At 65.3% G+C, this 15,021-nt stretch carries 16 protein-coding genes; 7 read left to right on the top strand and 9 right to left on the bottom strand.

Annotated elements, in window-relative coordinates; genetic code table 11:
• The first annotated feature begins 312 nt into the window (after nucleotides 1-312).
• A complete protein-coding gene (locus EJ067_RS17610) occupies nucleotides 313-1,065 on the top strand; it encodes a sulfite exporter TauE/SafE family protein (RefSeq protein WP_126086887.1) in 753 nt (250 codons plus the stop codon).
• Here EJ067_RS17610 and trmD read toward each other — a convergent pair.
• A complete protein-coding gene (gene trmD / locus EJ067_RS17605) occupies nucleotides 1,047-1,748 on the bottom strand; it encodes a tRNA (guanosine(37)-N1)-methyltransferase TrmD (RefSeq protein WP_126086886.1) in 702 nt (233 codons plus the stop codon). The two genes, EJ067_RS17610 and trmD, sit on opposite strands and share 19 nt — an antisense overlap.
• Nucleotides 1,745-2,341 (bottom strand): ribosome maturation factor RimM, encoded by a 597-nt coding sequence (rimM, locus tag EJ067_RS17600; RefSeq protein ID WP_126086885.1) that lies wholly within the window; start codon nucleotides 2,339-2,341, stop codon nucleotides 1,745-1,747. The genes trmD and rimM overlap by 4 nt, the downstream gene beginning before the upstream one ends.
• Before the next feature lie 200 nt (nucleotides 2,342-2,541).
• Between rimM and EJ067_RS17595 the strand changes: the two genes are divergently transcribed.
• Nucleotides 2,542-3,480, top strand: a complete 939-nt coding sequence (locus tag EJ067_RS17595) for a tyrosine recombinase XerC (RefSeq protein ID WP_126086884.1) — start codon at nucleotides 2,542-2,544, stop codon at nucleotides 3,478-3,480.
• A 170-nt stretch (nucleotides 3,481-3,650) separates the two neighbouring features.
• On the opposite strand, the gene EJ067_RS17590 is transcribed toward EJ067_RS17595, so the two are convergent.
• The 3 genes from EJ067_RS17590 to EJ067_RS17580 form a co-directional block, all read right to left on the bottom strand.
• Entirely contained in the window at nucleotides 3,651-4,253 is a 603-nt protein-coding gene (locus tag EJ067_RS17590; RefSeq protein ID WP_126086883.1) for a DUF1236 domain-containing protein, read from the bottom strand.
• Nucleotides 4,254-4,319: 66 nt separating this feature from the next.
• Nucleotides 4,320-5,417, bottom strand: a complete 1,098-nt coding sequence (locus EJ067_RS17585; protein ID WP_126086882.1) for a putative zinc-binding metallopeptidase — start codon at nucleotides 5,415-5,417, stop codon at nucleotides 4,320-4,322.
• 75 nt (nucleotides 5,418-5,492) lie between these two features.
• Nucleotides 5,493-6,740, bottom strand: coding sequence for an NAD(P)/FAD-dependent oxidoreductase (locus EJ067_RS17580; protein WP_126086881.1), 1,248 nt, complete (start codon nucleotides 6,738-6,740; stop codon nucleotides 5,493-5,495).
• Between the two features lie 171 nt (nucleotides 6,741-6,911).
• On the opposite strand from EJ067_RS17580, the gene EJ067_RS17575 reads away from it, so the two are divergent.
• Nucleotides 6,912-7,709 carry a lytic transglycosylase domain-containing protein gene (locus tag EJ067_RS17575; protein ID WP_126086880.1) on the top strand — a complete coding sequence of 266 codons (798 nt, stop codon included), beginning with the start codon at nucleotides 6,912-6,914 and terminating at the stop codon, nucleotides 7,707-7,709.
• A 115-nt stretch (nucleotides 7,710-7,824) separates the two neighbouring features.
• On the opposite strand, the gene EJ067_RS17570 is transcribed toward EJ067_RS17575, so the two are convergent.
• Both EJ067_RS17570 and EJ067_RS17565 read right to left on the bottom strand, forming a co-directional pair.
• Entirely contained in the window at nucleotides 7,825-8,409 is a 585-nt protein-coding gene (locus EJ067_RS17570) for a hypothetical protein (protein WP_189510030.1), read from the bottom strand.
• A 160-nt stretch (nucleotides 8,410-8,569) separates the two neighbouring features.
• On the bottom strand, nucleotides 8,570-9,793 hold the full coding sequence (locus EJ067_RS17565) for an argininosuccinate synthase (RefSeq protein WP_126086879.1): 1,224 nt from the start codon (nucleotides 9,791-9,793) through the stop codon (nucleotides 8,570-8,572).
• 179 nt (nucleotides 9,794-9,972) lie between these two features.
• On the opposite strand from EJ067_RS17565, the gene EJ067_RS17560 reads away from it, so the two are divergent.
• Nucleotides 9,973-10,614, top strand: a complete 642-nt coding sequence (locus EJ067_RS17560) for a LysE family translocator (protein WP_126086878.1) — start codon at nucleotides 9,973-9,975, stop codon at nucleotides 10,612-10,614.
• Nucleotides 10,615-10,637: 23 nt separating this feature from the next.
• On the opposite strand, the gene EJ067_RS17555 is transcribed toward EJ067_RS17560, so the two are convergent.
• A complete protein-coding gene (locus EJ067_RS17555; RefSeq protein WP_126086877.1) occupies nucleotides 10,638-11,105 on the bottom strand; it encodes a hypothetical protein in 468 nt (155 codons plus the stop codon).
• Nucleotides 11,102-12,334: a 23S rRNA (adenine(2503)-C(2))-methyltransferase RlmN gene (rlmN, locus tag EJ067_RS17550; RefSeq protein ID WP_126086876.1), complete on the bottom strand. Its 1,233-nt coding sequence runs from the start codon at nucleotides 12,332-12,334 to the stop codon at nucleotides 11,102-11,104. The genes EJ067_RS17555 and rlmN overlap by 4 nt, the downstream gene beginning before the upstream one ends.
• Nucleotides 12,335-12,561: 227 nt before the next feature.
• Between rlmN and EJ067_RS17545 the strand changes: the two genes are divergently transcribed.
• From EJ067_RS17545 to EJ067_RS17535, 3 genes are all read left to right on the top strand, one after another.
• Entirely contained in the window at nucleotides 12,562-12,861 is a 300-nt protein-coding gene (locus EJ067_RS17545; RefSeq protein ID WP_126086875.1) for a hypothetical protein, read from the top strand.
• Between the two features lie 191 nt (nucleotides 12,862-13,052).
• A complete protein-coding gene (locus EJ067_RS17540) occupies nucleotides 13,053-14,399 on the top strand; it encodes a chloride channel protein (protein ID WP_126086874.1) in 1,347 nt (448 codons plus the stop codon).
• 200 nt (nucleotides 14,400-14,599) lie between these two features.
• A complete protein-coding gene (locus tag EJ067_RS17535; protein WP_126086873.1) occupies nucleotides 14,600-15,010 on the top strand; it encodes a hypothetical protein in 411 nt (136 codons plus the stop codon).
• The last annotated feature ends 11 nt before the right edge of the window (nucleotides 15,011-15,021 follow it).

Below are 15,021 nucleotides of genomic sequence, written 5' to 3'. Positions count from 1 at the left end.
CCACTTCTTGTTCTTCCGACAGTCAGAGCGTCCTCGGCTCGCCTTGCAGTTCCATTGACCGCTCGGCTATGCCCTTTGCGGTCAAGCATCGGACAGGGACGGCTACACCGCCATTGATGACGGGCCCGGAAGAGCGTTCTTGCAAGATCGTTCTTCCGGTTCGGGCGGCCACATACAGCTATTTCGGCGCTTTGTCACGCCTTCGAGGCGTTTTTTTGCGCCATGGCACCATCATATCGCCGTCGTGCCGGGTTGCGCGAGCCTCGCAAGCTTCCTAAGCGGGGGAAAGTGTATCCCCCAGGCCTTCCCCCAATGACCTTCTTCGATGCCGTCCTTCTCTTTGCCGCGGGTTTTGTCTCCGGCGCGGTGAATGCCGTCGCCGGCGGCGGCACCTTCGTCACCTTCGGCGCCATGACGCTGGTCGGCGTGCCGCCAATCGTCGCCAACGCCACCTCCTCGGTGACGCAGTTCCCCGGCTACATCACCTCGACGCTCGCCTATCGCGACGACATCAGGCATTTCTGGCGCGGGGCCCTGCTGCTTTGCCTGATCTCGGCGCTCGGCGGGCTGGCCGGCTCGCTCATCCTGCTCGCGCTCTCCAACCCGTCCTTCCGCGCGCTCGTGCCGTGGCTGCTGATTGCCGCCACCGCCTTGTTCGCCGCCGGGCCGTGGCTCAAGCCGACGGCGGGACCGGAGCACCAGGCCTCGGTCGGTTCGCTCGCCGGATCGCTGGCGCAGTTCGCGACATCGGTCTATGGCGGCTTCTTCGGCGCCGGCATGGGCGTCATGATGCTGGCGACCCTCGGCCTGACGCAGGCCGGGGACTACCACAAGCTCAATGCGTTGAAGAACATGCTGGCCGTGGTCATCGCCGCGATCGCCATCCTCGTCTTCGTTTCGGGCGGCGTCGTCGCCTGGCCGCAGGCGATCGTCATGATCCCGGCCGGCGCGCTGGGCGGCTATGCCGGCGTCTGGATCGCCAAGCGCGTGCCGCAGGGCGTCGTGCGCGGCTTCGTCGTCGCCGTCGGCCTTTTCCTGGCGTTCTACTACTTCGTCAAAGGCTGAGCAGCCGCCAGCAAATCCGGCCGCCGCTCTCTGGTGAGCTTCTCCGCCTCGGCGCGGCGCCAGTCGGCTATCTTTTTGTGGTTGCCGGAGATCAGCACGTCGGGAATTTGCCGCCCCTCGAACTCCTGCGGCCTTGTGTAGTGCGGGTGCTCGAGCAGGCCGTTCTCGAAGCTTTCTTCCTCGCCCGAGACGGCATTGCCCATGACCCCGGGAAGCAGCCGCACCACTGCGTCGAGCAGTACCAGCGCCGCCGGCTCGCCGCCCGACAGGATGAAATCGCCGATCGAGACTTCCTCCAGGCCGCGCGCCTCGATCAGCCGCTGGTCGACGCCCTCGAAGCGGCCGCACAGGATCACGGCGCCCGGCCCGGCGGCGAGCTCGCGCACCCGCGCCTGCGTCAGCGGTTTTCCGCGCGGGCTCATCAACAGGCGCGGGCGCGTATCGCCAGGCGGCGAGGCATGATCGATGGCTTTGGCCAGCACGTCGGCGCGCATCACCATGCCGGCGCCGCCGCCGGCCGGCGTGTCGTCGACGGTGCGGTGCCTGTCGGTGGCGAAGTCGCGGATCTGGATCGCTTCCAGCGACCAGGTGCCGGCTTCCAGCGCCCGGCCGGCGAGCGACAGGCCGAGCGCGCCGGGAAACATCTCGGGATAGAGCGTCAGCACCGAGGCGGCAAAGCTCACCGGTTGCCCCCGGCGTCCTTCGGTCCGCGCGGCCGTCCCTTCGGGTCGAAGCCGGAACCGCCAGGCGCCTCGCTCTCCTCGTCATCGACCAGCCCCGCCGCCATGGGATCGACCTCGACAAAACCGTCGGCGATTGAAACATGCGGCACCGCGGCCTGGGTGAACGGGATCAGCACACCCTTGCGGCCGGCGAGCGTGACATCGAGTATGTCGCCGCCGCCGAAATTATGCACGGCGACGACCCTGCCGATGACGCCGGTATCGTCCCTGACCTCCAGGCCGATCAGGTCGGCGTGGTAGAACTCGTCCTCCTCGCCGTCGTCCGGCAGCACCGAACGGTCGACGAACAGTTCGGTGCCGGCGAGCGCCTCGGCGGCGTTGCGGTCGTTGATGCCCTTGAAGCGCACCACCACCACCGTGCCGGCCGGCCTGATGTCGAGGATCTGGAAGGCGCGGCCATCCTTGGCGTGGAGCGGCCCGTAATCGGCGAGCGCCAGCGGATCGCCGGTGAAGGTTTTTACTCGCAATTCGCCCTTGATGCCGTGCGCGGCGCCGATCACGGCCATCTGGACGGGGTTCTCGAGCTTGGACATCGGCAGCGCTTCCTTTGCCTTGCTCTAGAGCAATTCCAGGAACAGTGTGTAGCGGTTTTCCGTTCGGAATTGCGGAAAAACAAGTAGTTGGAGCAGTTCAGCGATTTTGCCAATCGCTGAACTGCTCTAACGCCCTCGAGCCGCCATTTCAATGACGGCCTCTTCACCGCTTCCTAACCTCGCTGCCCGAAACTGCCGCCATGCAGGAATTCCTCATCCCGGCAAAGCCGGATCTTCAAGCGGCACGCGAGGCCTGGCTGAAAATGCTGGCGCGCGAGCGCCGGCTGTCGCCGGAGACGGTCGAGGCCTATGAACGCGACACGCGCCAATTCCTGCATTTTTTGACCGGGCATTGCGGCGGACCGCCCGGCATCTCCGAGATCGCCGATTTGCGGCCGGCCGATCTGCGCGGCTTCCTCGCCGCGCGCCGCAACTCGGGCGCCGGCGCCCGCACGCTCGGCCGCGGCTTGGCCGGCATCCGCTCGCTGCTGCGCTTCCTCGAGCGGCGCGGCCTCGCCAACGCGGCGGGCGCGGCGGCGCTGCGCGCGCCGCGCCAGCCGAAATCGCTGCCCAAGCCGCTGACGGCGAGCGATGCGAAACAGGTCGTGGCCGTGGAGGGCCAGCTGGCGGAAGAGCCGTGGATCGCCGCCCGCAACGCGGCCGTGCTCACGCTGCTCTACGGCTCCGGACTGCGCATCTCGGAAGCGCTTGGCCTCGCCGGCGCCGACCTCGCCTCGGAGGCCGACACCGTGCTGCGCGTCACCGGCAAGGGCGGCAAGACAAGATTGGTGCCGGTGCTGCCGGTGGCGTCACGCGCGGTCGCCGAATACCGGCGGCTCTGTCCTTTCCATATCGATCCGAAGGGCCTGCTGTTCCGCGGCGCGCGAGGCGGCCCGCTGAACCCGGCAATCGTCCAGCGCGAGATGGCGAAGTTGCGCTCGGCGCTGAACCTGCCTGACACCGCTACCCCGCACGCCTTGCGTCATTCCTTCGCCACGCATCTGCTTGGCCGCGGCGGCGACCTGCGCACCATCCAGGAGCTGCTCGGCCATGCCAGCCTGTCGACCACGCAGGTCTATACCGGCGTCGACACGGCAAGGCTGCTCGAAGTCTACGAACGGGCGCATCCGCGGGCGTGAAGCTCTGGCGAAGATCAGGATAACGGCTCAACCAAACGTCATACCGATCTGGTGGAGGGCAGGAGGGTCGACGCCGGCGAGCGGATGCAGGCAGCCCGACCTGGCGTCGGCGCTTCTTCAAACGAGCGGCCGCCCATCTCCGGCGGCCGCTCTACCAAAATCACCGTTGATCAGCGCATCACATAGACGATGCGCCGCGTGCCCGGATCGACCAGCGCCGGCTGGTTGTTCACATAGACATAGCGGTAATTGTAGTCCGGAATCTCGCGCAGCTCGACCGTGTCGGGCAGCGTTGCGCCCGTGACCACCTCGCCTTCGAGATAGACCGGGTCGACCCTGTGGGTGGTGACATAGGTGCCGACCTCGGCCGGCGGCCTGGCGATCGGCTCGACCGCATCGCCCGAAACGATGGCGCCGGTGTAGTCGTCCTGCGAATAGATATCGTCGGTCGGCGGCGCCACGACAGCGATACTGGCCTCGGCCGGTCGACGTGTGACGACAACCCGGCTGCCGCCGAAATCACCCGTCACATAGTCGGAATAGACCCAGCCGTTGCCGCCGGCCTCGGCGATGGTGCACCATTTGCTGTTTGCGATGCAGCCAGTAAGAGTGGCCGACTGGCCGGCGGCCAGCACGCCGATCACGGGATATTGCGGACCCGGGCCGGCGCGGACGTTCAAATCCGCCACTGCCGAGACGGGCGTGTCGGCAAGGGTCGCGCCCGACATGGCGAGCAGCGCGCCGGCAACCGCCGGAAACAGTATGCGTTTCATGGTTTTACTCTCCGTTTTCAACGCTCCCTCGGGCTCGAAAACGAAACCGGGCCTTATGCGTTCCGGCTAAAGTGCCGTCGCCTGCTCACGAATTGTTCCAGGTTTTTTCGGCGTACTGGTCAAAAGCTGGTGAACGAAGGCCAGTTTTTGAGCCGTCACGTCCGAAATGACGAAGGGGTAGAGATCGGGCAGTCCCATGCAGCGGTTGATCGAATTCGAGGCCTCCGACAGCACCAGCCAGCGGGCGAGGATCTTTTCGAACGGTTCCGGCGCCGGATCGGGCTCGGCGGGCGTCGGCTGCGCATGCCCGCCGGTGTCGCCACGCGGCAGTTCGTTGGCTTCCACCGTCTCCAGCCGGCCGAGCGGAAAATTCAGCGCATGCACCATCTCCAGCGTGTCGGTGATGTGCAGGTGGTGCGCCCAGGTCTCGGCCCAGTCTTCCCAGGGGTGGGACGTCGCATAGGCCGAGATGTGGCGCTGTTGCCAGTCCAGCGGAGCGCCATTGGCATAATGGGCCTTCAGCGCCTGCTCGTAGTCGGCCCGCTCGTCGCCGAACAGAGCGCGAAAGGCCGAAAGCCGCCCGGGATCGTCGCGGATCAGCCGGTCCCAGTAATAGTGGCCGAGTTCGTGGCGGAAATGGCCCAGCAAGGTGCGGTAGTTCTCGCCCATCTCGACGCGCCGCCGCTCGCGCTCGGCGGAATCGGCCTCACCGACGTTGAGGGTGATCAGGCCGTTGTCGTGGCCGGTCAGGATGCGCTCGCCGCCCGGTCCGCCGCCGATCGGATCGGCGAGGAAGTCGAAAGCGAGTCCCGCCTCGTCCTGGGGTCCGGCCTTGGGCGCGACCGGCAGGCCGAAGGCGAGCAGCGAATAGACGGCGCGTTTCTTGGCCGCCTCGACGCGGATCCAGCGCTGGCGGTTGCCGTCCACCGAGAGGTCGGGGATCAATTGGTTGAGCCCGCAGGCGCGGCAGAAGGTCCTGCCCGGCTCGGCCCGCCAGTTGCAGGCGCATTCGTCGGCATTGCCGCATGGAACGGCGTCGTCGGCGCCGGAAAGCGTGAAACGCGCGCGCTCCGGGTCATAGAGCACCAGGCTGGAACAGTTCAGGCATTGCGCGTTTTCGAAATAAAGGCGGTGACCGCAATGAGGACAGTCGAACAGCTTCATCGGTAATCGAACCACAGCATGGGGTGACGGCGTCGGGCATCGCCCAAACGCCCGTCGTCGCCCGTCGTTCCGACGCTATTTCGTCGCGAGCTGCGCAATGACTTGCCTGGCCACGCTTTCGCCCGACAACCGCGCGCCGCCGCAGGTCTGGATGAGCGGTCCGGCGACATGCTCGCCGGCGAAGAAGATCTTTTCCGCCACCGGCTGCATCAGCGTGGCGCGCGCTTCGGAACGGCCGGGACGGGCCGCCGCATAGGCGCCGCGCACGAAGCGCTCCGCGCCCCAATTGGTCATCATGGCGCGGCCGACATGTTTCCTCACGTCGCCGCCGAAGATGCCGCACAGCCGGTCGACGACGAAGTCGACGCCCGCCGCCTCGCCGGCGGCCGACATCTCCCAGGCGAAGTCGCCGCCGACAAACCCCACCATCAGGTCGAGGTCGAACGGGAAGCAGAGGAAATAGATGTCGTGCCTGGCCATCCGCTCGATCAAGAGGTCGTCAAAGGGCTCGAGGCCGAGCCGGGTACCCTTGATCTCCACCGGCAGCTTGGTGAGCATGCCCATGGGCAGGTCGAAGAAGGCGCCGAAATGCGTGTCGGGCAGCGCCGGCGCGAACTCGATCTCCTCGAAGGCGAGCACCGCCGGCGAGGCGGTGACGATGACCGCCTTGGCGCGGATGGTGCCGCGGTCGGTGACGCAGGCGACCCCCGGCACGTCCCAAAGGATCTTGCGCACCGGCGTCGACAGCTCGACCGGCACGTCGGCGCCGAAATGCGCGACCAGCGCGCCGAGGCCCTCCTTGGTGAAATAATTCGGATCGAGGTCGGCGGCGGCCTGGAAATCGCGGATCGAGATCTCGTCCTCGTCGGCGCCGAAATCCATCGGACCGGCGAAAGTGGCGGCGGCGCGCGGCGCGTGGCCCTTGGCGAGCAGCGCCGACAGCCGGTCGTCGTCGCCTTCCTCGACCTGATGGGCGGCAAGCAGCTCGAACAGCCTTGCGTCGGCGGCCTTCATCGCGGCCTCTTCCGCCTCGCTCGCCTTGCGCTCGCGGTAATAGAGGTGGTCGACATTCATGTCGTGGTGATGCAGCGTCCAGCCGGCGGCCTGCGCTTCGGGAAAATAGGGATTGCGGTCGGCGGCGTGCAGCCAGGCGCAGCCGATGTCGAAGGGTACGCCGAAATGCCGGTCGCTGGTCCAGGCGCGGCCGCCGATGCGGCTCATCGCCTCCAGGAGCGTGAAGGAAAGTCCGGCTGCCCTGAGCGTCTTGGCCGCGGAAAGCCCTGCCGAGCCTGCGCCAATGATCACAACATCAACGTCTTCCATAAAGACCCCCGCCACAATGAGCTTGCGCCATAATTAATGCTTGATCATGCGCAAATTCCCCGGCATTCGCCAGCGCCGAGCGCCGCGCAGCCCCGTGTGGGCGGTGACAACCGGGCGTTTCACTGGCAAATTCGCAACCGGGACGTGATTCAGGCAACCAGGAGAGACAGAATGGCATTTTTTGCCAAGGGAAGGATTTTCGTGGCCGCCGCTGTGGCGGTTTTCGGGCTGGCGACGGCCGCTCAGGCAGCGGGCAGCTGTGGCAAGAACGGCGCCGGCTTCGACGCGTGGAAACAGCAGTTTGCCGCGGAAGCACAGGCCAACGGCGTTGGCCAGAAGGGCCTGTCGGCGCTGGCCGGCGCGACCTACGCGACAAGGACGATCGCCGCCGACCGCGCCATCCACAAGGCTTTCAGCGGCTCGGTTGAGGCTTTCATGAAGCGCCGGGGCGGGGCAGCGATCATTTCCAGGGGCCGCGCGCTGAAGAAGCAGAACGCGGCGATGTTCGACAGGATCGAACAGAACTACGGCGTGCCGCCGGGTGTGTTGCTCGCCATCTGGGGCATGGAGACCGGCTTCGGCGCCTCCATGGGCAACCAGAACACGGTCTCCGCCATTCTGACGCTTGCCTATGATTGCCGCCGTCCGGACTATTTTACCCCGCACGCCATCGCGGCGCTGAAGCTGGTCGATCGCGGCGCGCTGAGCGCTTCCTCGGTCGGCGCCATGCATGGCGAGATCGGCCACACGCAGTTCCTGCCCGGAAATGTCTTGCAATATGGCGTCGGCAACGGAAACCTGCGCGACAGGAACACCGCGCTCGCCTCAACCGCCAACTTCCTCAAGGGTCACGGCTGGCGCGCCGGCGCGAGCTATGAGGCGAATATGGGCGCCATCGCCGGCTGGAATTCGGCCAGCGTCTACCAGCAGGCCATCGCCCGCATAGCCGAGGCGATCGACGCCAACTGATGGAACCTATCTGACATAGACAAAAAGCCCGGCCAGGCGCCGGGCTTTTTGTTACGGAGCAAGGGTCAAAACCCAACCACCCGGAACGACCGGGTTCGATCTCATGTCCTAACTCTCAATCATTCGCGTAGCCGCTCAACGGGCATTTCCGGGAAACGGGAATCTGGAAGGTACCGGTAATGCCGTTGCAGGTACGGAATTTGGGGTTCCGCGGCGCTGGGGTAGGCGTCTTTGACTTACCCTTCATGTCGATTTTGGTCGGTTGGTCAAACTGTGCGTGGCCGCTCAACGGGCATTTCCGGGAAGCGGGAATCTGGAAGGCGCCGTTGTTACGATAGCAGGTACGGAAGCTGGACGTCCGCGGCGCCACCGTGGCCGTAGCCGCAGCCTTGGACTTGCCCTTGATGACCAGCCATATCTCGGTCGGTAGGTCCAACTGCACTCTATTCAAATCGGAGTAGTTGATCCGCCCGCTGCGTATCCCCTCGGCAATGCGCTGGCAGAACAAGGCCGGCATGCGCTCCTGCGAGACGCCCATGAAAGAGGCGATTTCGTGCTTGAACGTGATGCTCCATAAATGCACAGCGGAGATGCACCCGTCCAAATTAGCCTCAGGTGCCTGCTGTGTGCCTGCTTGCGAAGACCCGCACGCCATTAAGGTCAACGCCGCCGCAAGCAAAAGAGAAATACTACTTTTCACTGTCAACCCCCACCCCGCTGGCGAACTTAATTGGAGCGGCGGAAAGGTCAAACGATAATTTCTCTGAAGTGGACTGAACTTCTATTATATTAGCTTTGTGAAATAAAAACCCGGCGTCGCCGCCGGGTTCCCGCTCATCTCAACTTTCGACGTTCGGACATCAGCCCTTGCGGCTTCTCGCCGCCAGCGTCCTGAGCCGGAGCGCGTTGAGGCGAATGAAGCCGGCTGCGTCCTTCTGGTCGTAGGCGCCGCGGTCGTCCTCGAAGGTGACGAGCGCGTCGGAATAAAGCGTCTTCTTCGACTTGCGGCCGGTGACGATGACATTGCCCTTGTAGAGCTTCAGCCGCACCTTGCCTTCGACGTCTTCCTGGCTCTTGTCGATCATCGCCTGCAGCATGACCCGCTCGGGCGAGAACCAGAAGCCGTTGTAGATGAGCTCTGCGTAGCGCGGCATGAACTCGTCCTTGAGGTGCGCGGCACCCCTGTCGAGCGTGATCGATTCGATCGCACGGTGGGCGGCGATCAAGATGGTGCCGCCGGGGGTTTCATAGACGCCGCGCGATTTCATGCCGACGAAGCGGTTCTCGACCAGGTCGAGGCGGCCGATGCCGTTGTCGCGGCCGAGGTCGTTGAGCGCCGCCAGCATGGTGGCTGGCGACAGCTTCTTGCCGTTGAGCGCGATCGGATCGCCCTTGAGGAATTCGATCTCGATCTCGGTGACGGCGTCGGGCGCGTCCATCGGCGAGACGGTGCGCTGGTGGACGAATTCCGGCGGCTCGCTCCACGGATCCTCCAGCACCTTGCCCTCGGAGGAGGAGTGCAAAAGGTTGGCGTCGACCGAGAAGGGCGCGTCGCCGCGCTTGTCCTTCGGCACCGGGATCTGGTGCTGCTCGGCGAAGTTGATCAGGTCGGTGCGCGACTTGAACGACCAGTCGCGCCACGGCGCGATGACCTTGATGTCGGGATTGAGCGCGTAAGCCGAGAGCTCGAAACGGACCTGGTCGTTGCCCTTGCCGGTGGCGCCATGCGCGATCGCGTCGGCGCCGGTCTCCCTGGCGATCTCGACCAGATGCTTCGAGATCAGCGGCCGGGCGATCGAGGTGCCGAGCAGATAAGTGCCTTCATAGACGGCATTGGCGCGGAACATCGGGAAGACGAAGTCGGCGACGAATTCCTCGCGCACGTCGACGATGCGGATGTCCTTGATGCCCATCATCTCGGCCTTGCGGCGCGCCGGCTCCAACTCGCCGCCCTGGCCAAGATCGGCGGTGAAGGTGACGACCTCGGCGCCGAGCTCGGTCTGCAGCCATTTCAGGATGATGGAGGTGTCGAGGCCGCCGGAATAGGCGAGCACGACTTTCTTCACGTCTTTGGTCTTGGACATCTTGGCGGTTCCGCAGGGACAGTGTTCGCGGGCGAGGTATCACGGGGTTTCCGGGTGGCGCAAGAGACGAACGGGCGCAGGGCCTAGGCAGAGGCTGGGCCAGATACTTCTTGCAGCAGATGCTGGCGGCGGGGAAATGGCTGCGTTATAGGCTGCGCAAAGCTTCCCAGGAGCGAGCAATGTCCTTCATTCCCGACACCACGACGCTGATCCAGTTCGCCATCGCGACCGTCATCCTGGCGATCACGCCGGGACCGGACATGACGCTGTTCGTGTCGCGAACACTGAGCCAGGGCCGCGCCACCGGCTTTGCCTCGATGGCCGGCGCGCTCACCGGCACGCTGATCCACACCACGCTGGTGGTGGTCGGCGTCTCGGCGCTGATCGTCGCCTCGCCGATGGCCTTCTTCGCGCTGAAGATCTTCGGCGCCGGCTATCTCGTCTTCCTGGCCTGGCAGGCGATCGCCAAGGGGTCGGCCTTCTCGCCGGAGAAGAAGAGCGGGCCGCAGATCTCGCTGTTCCGCAGCTGGGCGGCCGGTCTCGGCGTCAACCTGCTCAACCCGAAGATCATCCTGTTCTTCATGACCTTCCTGCCGCAATTCGTCTCCGCGCACGATCCGAACGCGCCGGGAAAACTGTTCTTCCTCGGCGTCATGTTCATCGTGCTGTCGATCCCGGTGACGGCGCCGATGGTGCTGGCGGCAGAGAAATTCGCGGCTGCGATGAAGGCGAGCCCGCGCGTCACGCGCGTGGTCGACTATCTGTTCGGCGGCGTGTTCTCGGCCTTCGCGCTGAAGATCCTGACAGCGCAGGCGAAGTAAGCCTCGCCTCGCTGGCGCCGATCTCAGGCTTCGGCGTCGGGCAGCGGCTCGCGGCGCCAGGCGCCGGCCCAGCGGCCGGCGCAGAGCCAGTAGAAGATGCCGCCGACCATGCCGCTGCCGACCAGCGCGAGCCTGACATTGTTGTCGGCGACATCGAAATCGCCATCGCCGACATTGTGCGCGAAGCCGAGGAAGACGACGGCGACGGCGGCGCCGCCGAGCGCGTAGAACAGCCAGTCGCGCCGGCCGAGCACCTCGGCGATCAGGATGACGATTGCCGCCGGCATGAAGCCGAAATAGGCGACGAACAGCGCCACGAAAGGCACCGAAAAATAGAGCGCCGGCGCGATCGTCGGATGACCGGGCTCCGGCGCATAGCCGAAATGGCCGAGGAAAAGCACGTTAAGAAAGGCGCTCGCCGCCAGCGAGGCGATGGCATAGCCGATCAGGATGGCGGCGAAGCGGACGAGATAGGCGATGATACGCCTCACGCCTCGCCATGCCCCGCGATCATCATGGCTTCCAGCGCCAGCCGGTCCACCTTGCGCATGCGCTCGGACTCCGACTTCAACTGGCCGCAGGCAGCGAGGATATCGCGGCCGCGCGGGGTGCGGATCGGCGAGGCATAGCCGGCATTGTTGATGTAATCGGCGAACTTCTCGATCGTCTCCCAATCCGAGCACTGGTAGTTGGTGCCGGGCCATGGGTTGAACGGGATCAGGTTGATCTTGGCCGGAATGCCCTTGAGCAGCTTGACCAGCGCCTTGGCGTCCTCGAGCGAATCGTTGACGTCCTTCAGCATCACATATTCGAAGGTGATGCGGCGGGCGTTGGACAGCCCCGGATAGGCGCGGCAGGCGGCGATCAGTTCCTTCAGCGGGAACTTCTTGTTGATCGGCACCAAAAGGTCGCGCAGATCGTCATTGGTGGCGTGCAGCGAGATCGCCAGCATGACGCCGATCTCCTCGCCGGTGCGGGCGATCTCCGGCACCACGCCGGAGGTCGAGAGCGTTATGCGGCGCTTCGACAGGGACAGGCCGTCGCCGTCGGAAGCGATCAGCAGCGCCTTCTTCACCGCCTCGAAATTGTAGAGCGGCTCGCCCATGCCCATCATGACGATGTTGGAGACTTTCCTGCCTTCGGCCGGCACGATGGCGCCGTCCGGCGTGTCGCGGTCGGGGAAGTCGCCGAGCCGGTCGCGGGCGGTGAGCAACTGCGCCAGGATCTCTTCCGTCGTCAGGTTGCGCACCAGCTTCTGCGTGCCGGTGTGGCAGAAGGAGCAGGTCAGCGTGCAGCCGACCTGCGAGGAGATGCAGAGCGTGCCGCGGCCCTCCTCCGGGATATAGACGGTTTCGATCTCGACCGGGCGGCCGGCGCCGCGCGGCGGAAAGCGGAACAGCCACTTGCGCGTGCCGTCGGAAGAGATCTGCTCCTCGACGATCTCGGGCCGCGCGACGGTGAAATGCCTGTCGAGCGCGGCGCGCAAATCCTTGGAGATGTTGAACATGTGGGCGAAGTCGGAAACGCCGCGCACATACATCCAGTGCCAGAGCTGCTGGGCGCGCATTTTCGCCTGGCGCTCCGGCACGATGCCGGCGGCAACCAGCGCCGCGCCGAGCTCGGCGCGGGTCAGGCCGATCAGCGACGGCGTCTCGGCCGGTGTTGCGCGGCGCAAGGCGTCGCGCGCGCCTTCGGCGGTCAGATCGAATGAAAGGGTCATGGTTGCGCCAATATAAGCGGTTTGCGGCCGATTTCAGCATCGTGCCCGAAATGAAGCGCGGCGCATAGCACAGCTTGCAGGCGGAGTCATGTAGGCGGCCCATACGGCCGGTGTCGCCAATCCCGCCGCGGAAACAGATCACATATTCGTGTAGGCGTAACAGCTCGAAGCGCGCCCGCGAACCTGAAAGGGGCGACCATGCCCTTGCAAAAATGGGAGTACGCGGAATGCATTCGATCAAGCTTGTTGCCATGGCCGGTCTTGCAAGCCTTTGCGCCTCGCAGGCATTCGCCGAGGACGCGATGGGCACAATGACCATGATGAAGGGCGGGCAAGTGACGGCGATCATGCCGGACGGCCATATGGGCACCATGATGCCGGACGCCAAGACGAGCGCCGAAATGATGAAGATGGCGAAGCCGGTCAAGCATTGCATGATGATGATCACCGACGCCAAGGGCAAAACCTACATGGTCGATACGTCGACCAAGAAGGCCCAGGCCGAATGTGAAAAAATGGCGATGTGAGGATATCTGGACCTCGCCAACCCTCGCGCTGCCCGCCGGCAAAAGCCGGCGGGATATGTCCAAATGCGCGGATCCTGCCCGGTAGCCTGATCTCCGATGTTCGTCGTCGGCCCCGCTTTCCGGCCTGACCTCACAGGCTTGATCGCCCCCTTCAGTATGCTAGGGGCGGGTGATCATCATGAGGACAAGGCATGGCCGGCATATCGCGAAGACACCCGATGCTGCGGCGCTCGCAGGCGATGTGGGCCTCGCGCCGTGTCTGGCAGCCGCGGCTCGTCTTCTGGGCCGGCGCCGTCTCGATCGGCCTGATCAGCGTCCTGTTCGCCATGCTGGCCGACAGGGCGCAGGCGCTGTTCCATATCGTCACCGGCGGCAGCGGCTGGCGCTTCTATCTGCCGTTGATCATGACGCCGGCGGGCTTCGTCGCCTGCGCCTGGCTTGCCCACTCCTTCTTCCCGGGATCGCAAGGCAGCGGCATTCCGCAGGCGATCGCCGCGCGCCACCTGCGCGACGACGAGGATCGCGGGCATCTGCTTTCGCTGCGACTGGCGGCGGGCAAGATCGCGCTCACCGTTATCGGCCTCGCCTGCGGCGCCTCGATCGGCCGCGAGGGTCCGACGGTGCAGGTCGGGGCGTCGCTGATGCTGCAGGCGGCGCGCTGGGGCGGCATGGCACAGGCCCGCGGCCTGATCCTGGCGGGCTCGGCGGCCGGCATCGCCGCCGCCTTCAACACGCCGCTCGCCGGCATCGTCTTCGCCATCGAGGAGATGGGCCGCGCCTATGAATCGCGCACCAACGGGCTGGTGCTGACGGCGGTGATCCTCGCCGGCCTCGCCTCGCTCGGCCTGCTCGGCAACTACACCTATTTCGGCGTCGCCAGGGACACGGTGGCCTTTGCCACCGACTGGCCGCTGGTGATCGCCTGCGGCGTCATCGGCGGCGGTTTCGGCGCGCTGTTCTCGCTGCTGGCGCTGAAGGTCACCCGGCGCATCCGGCGCTGGAACGCGCTGCAGCCCTTGTGGCGCGCGCTGCTTGTGGCGGGCATCTGCGGCCTGGCGGTGGCGGTGATCGGGCTTGCTTCAGGCGGCCTTACCTTCGGCACCGGCTATGCGCAGGCCCGCGGCGCCGTCGAAGGCGCGCCGCTGCCGGCGTTCTTCTTCCTCGAAAAATTTGCCGCCGGGGTGCTGTCGATGGTGTCGGGCATTCCGGGCGGCATCTTCGCGCCGTCGCTTGCGGTCGGCGCCGGTCTCGGCAGCACGCTCGGCCTTGTCCTCGGCGCCGGCACCGGCCTCGCCGCGCTGCTCGGCATGGCCGGCTATTTCGCTGGCGTCGTGCAGGCGCCGATGACGGCCTTCGTCATCATCCTCGAGATGACCGGCAATCACGACAATGTCATCGCGCTGATGTGCGCGGCGGTGCTGGGCTACGGCACGGCGCGGCTGATCTCCAACGAGCCGCTCTATCACGCGCTGTCGCGCGTGTTCGTCGCCGAGGCGATCCGGCGGCGGCGGGCGGAGACGGCGCCGGGAACCCACTAGAGCAATTCCAGGAAAATTGTGAGCGGTTTTCCGTCCGGAATTGCGTAAAAACAAGGAGATAGGGCGTTTCGCCGTTTCCGTGAAACGGTGAAACGCACTAGGACTGAGCGACATCCCAACACAGCAATCGGCTGGTCCTGCAACAAGCCCAGTGGGCGACTATGGATGGAAGGTGCCGCGCCGGCGTGCAATATCGATGCATGAGCGAGTTGACTTTCCGGCACCTGAGCCTCGACTGGAACGCCGAGCCGAGTGCTCCCGACGTTGAGTTGCATATCGAGGGCAATTCGGCGCGGCTTTCCTTTCTCATGAACCCAGCGGCCGACGGCGCCAAGCTCAGAGAGATGGGAACGCTTCACTTTGTTGGCTGTAGCCGAATCCGATGGGATGCCTCAGACGACCACGCTTGGTTTAACGGCCAGCAGGCTCCAAAATGGGGAGAGTTCTACGAGGTGACCGGGGACAGCCGGGCAGTCAGCGAGGATGATTGGGATGTCCTGGCGCCGGACGGCCCTGATTCGCGGCATTTCCTGCTCTGTTTCCGAGACGACACCATCGAGGTCGTGGCCAATGATTGGTCGTTGACGCGAAAAATGCCGAGCGACGCATAGCCGGGCAGCCA

This window comes from Mesorhizobium sp. M1D.F.Ca.ET.043.01.1.1, from assembly GCF_003952385.1.
Classification (GTDB): domain Bacteria; phylum Pseudomonadota; class Alphaproteobacteria; order Rhizobiales; family Rhizobiaceae; genus Mesorhizobium.
The sequence above is the reverse complement of the archived record's forward strand: the minus strand, read 5'-3'. Positions and strand labels throughout refer to the sequence as shown.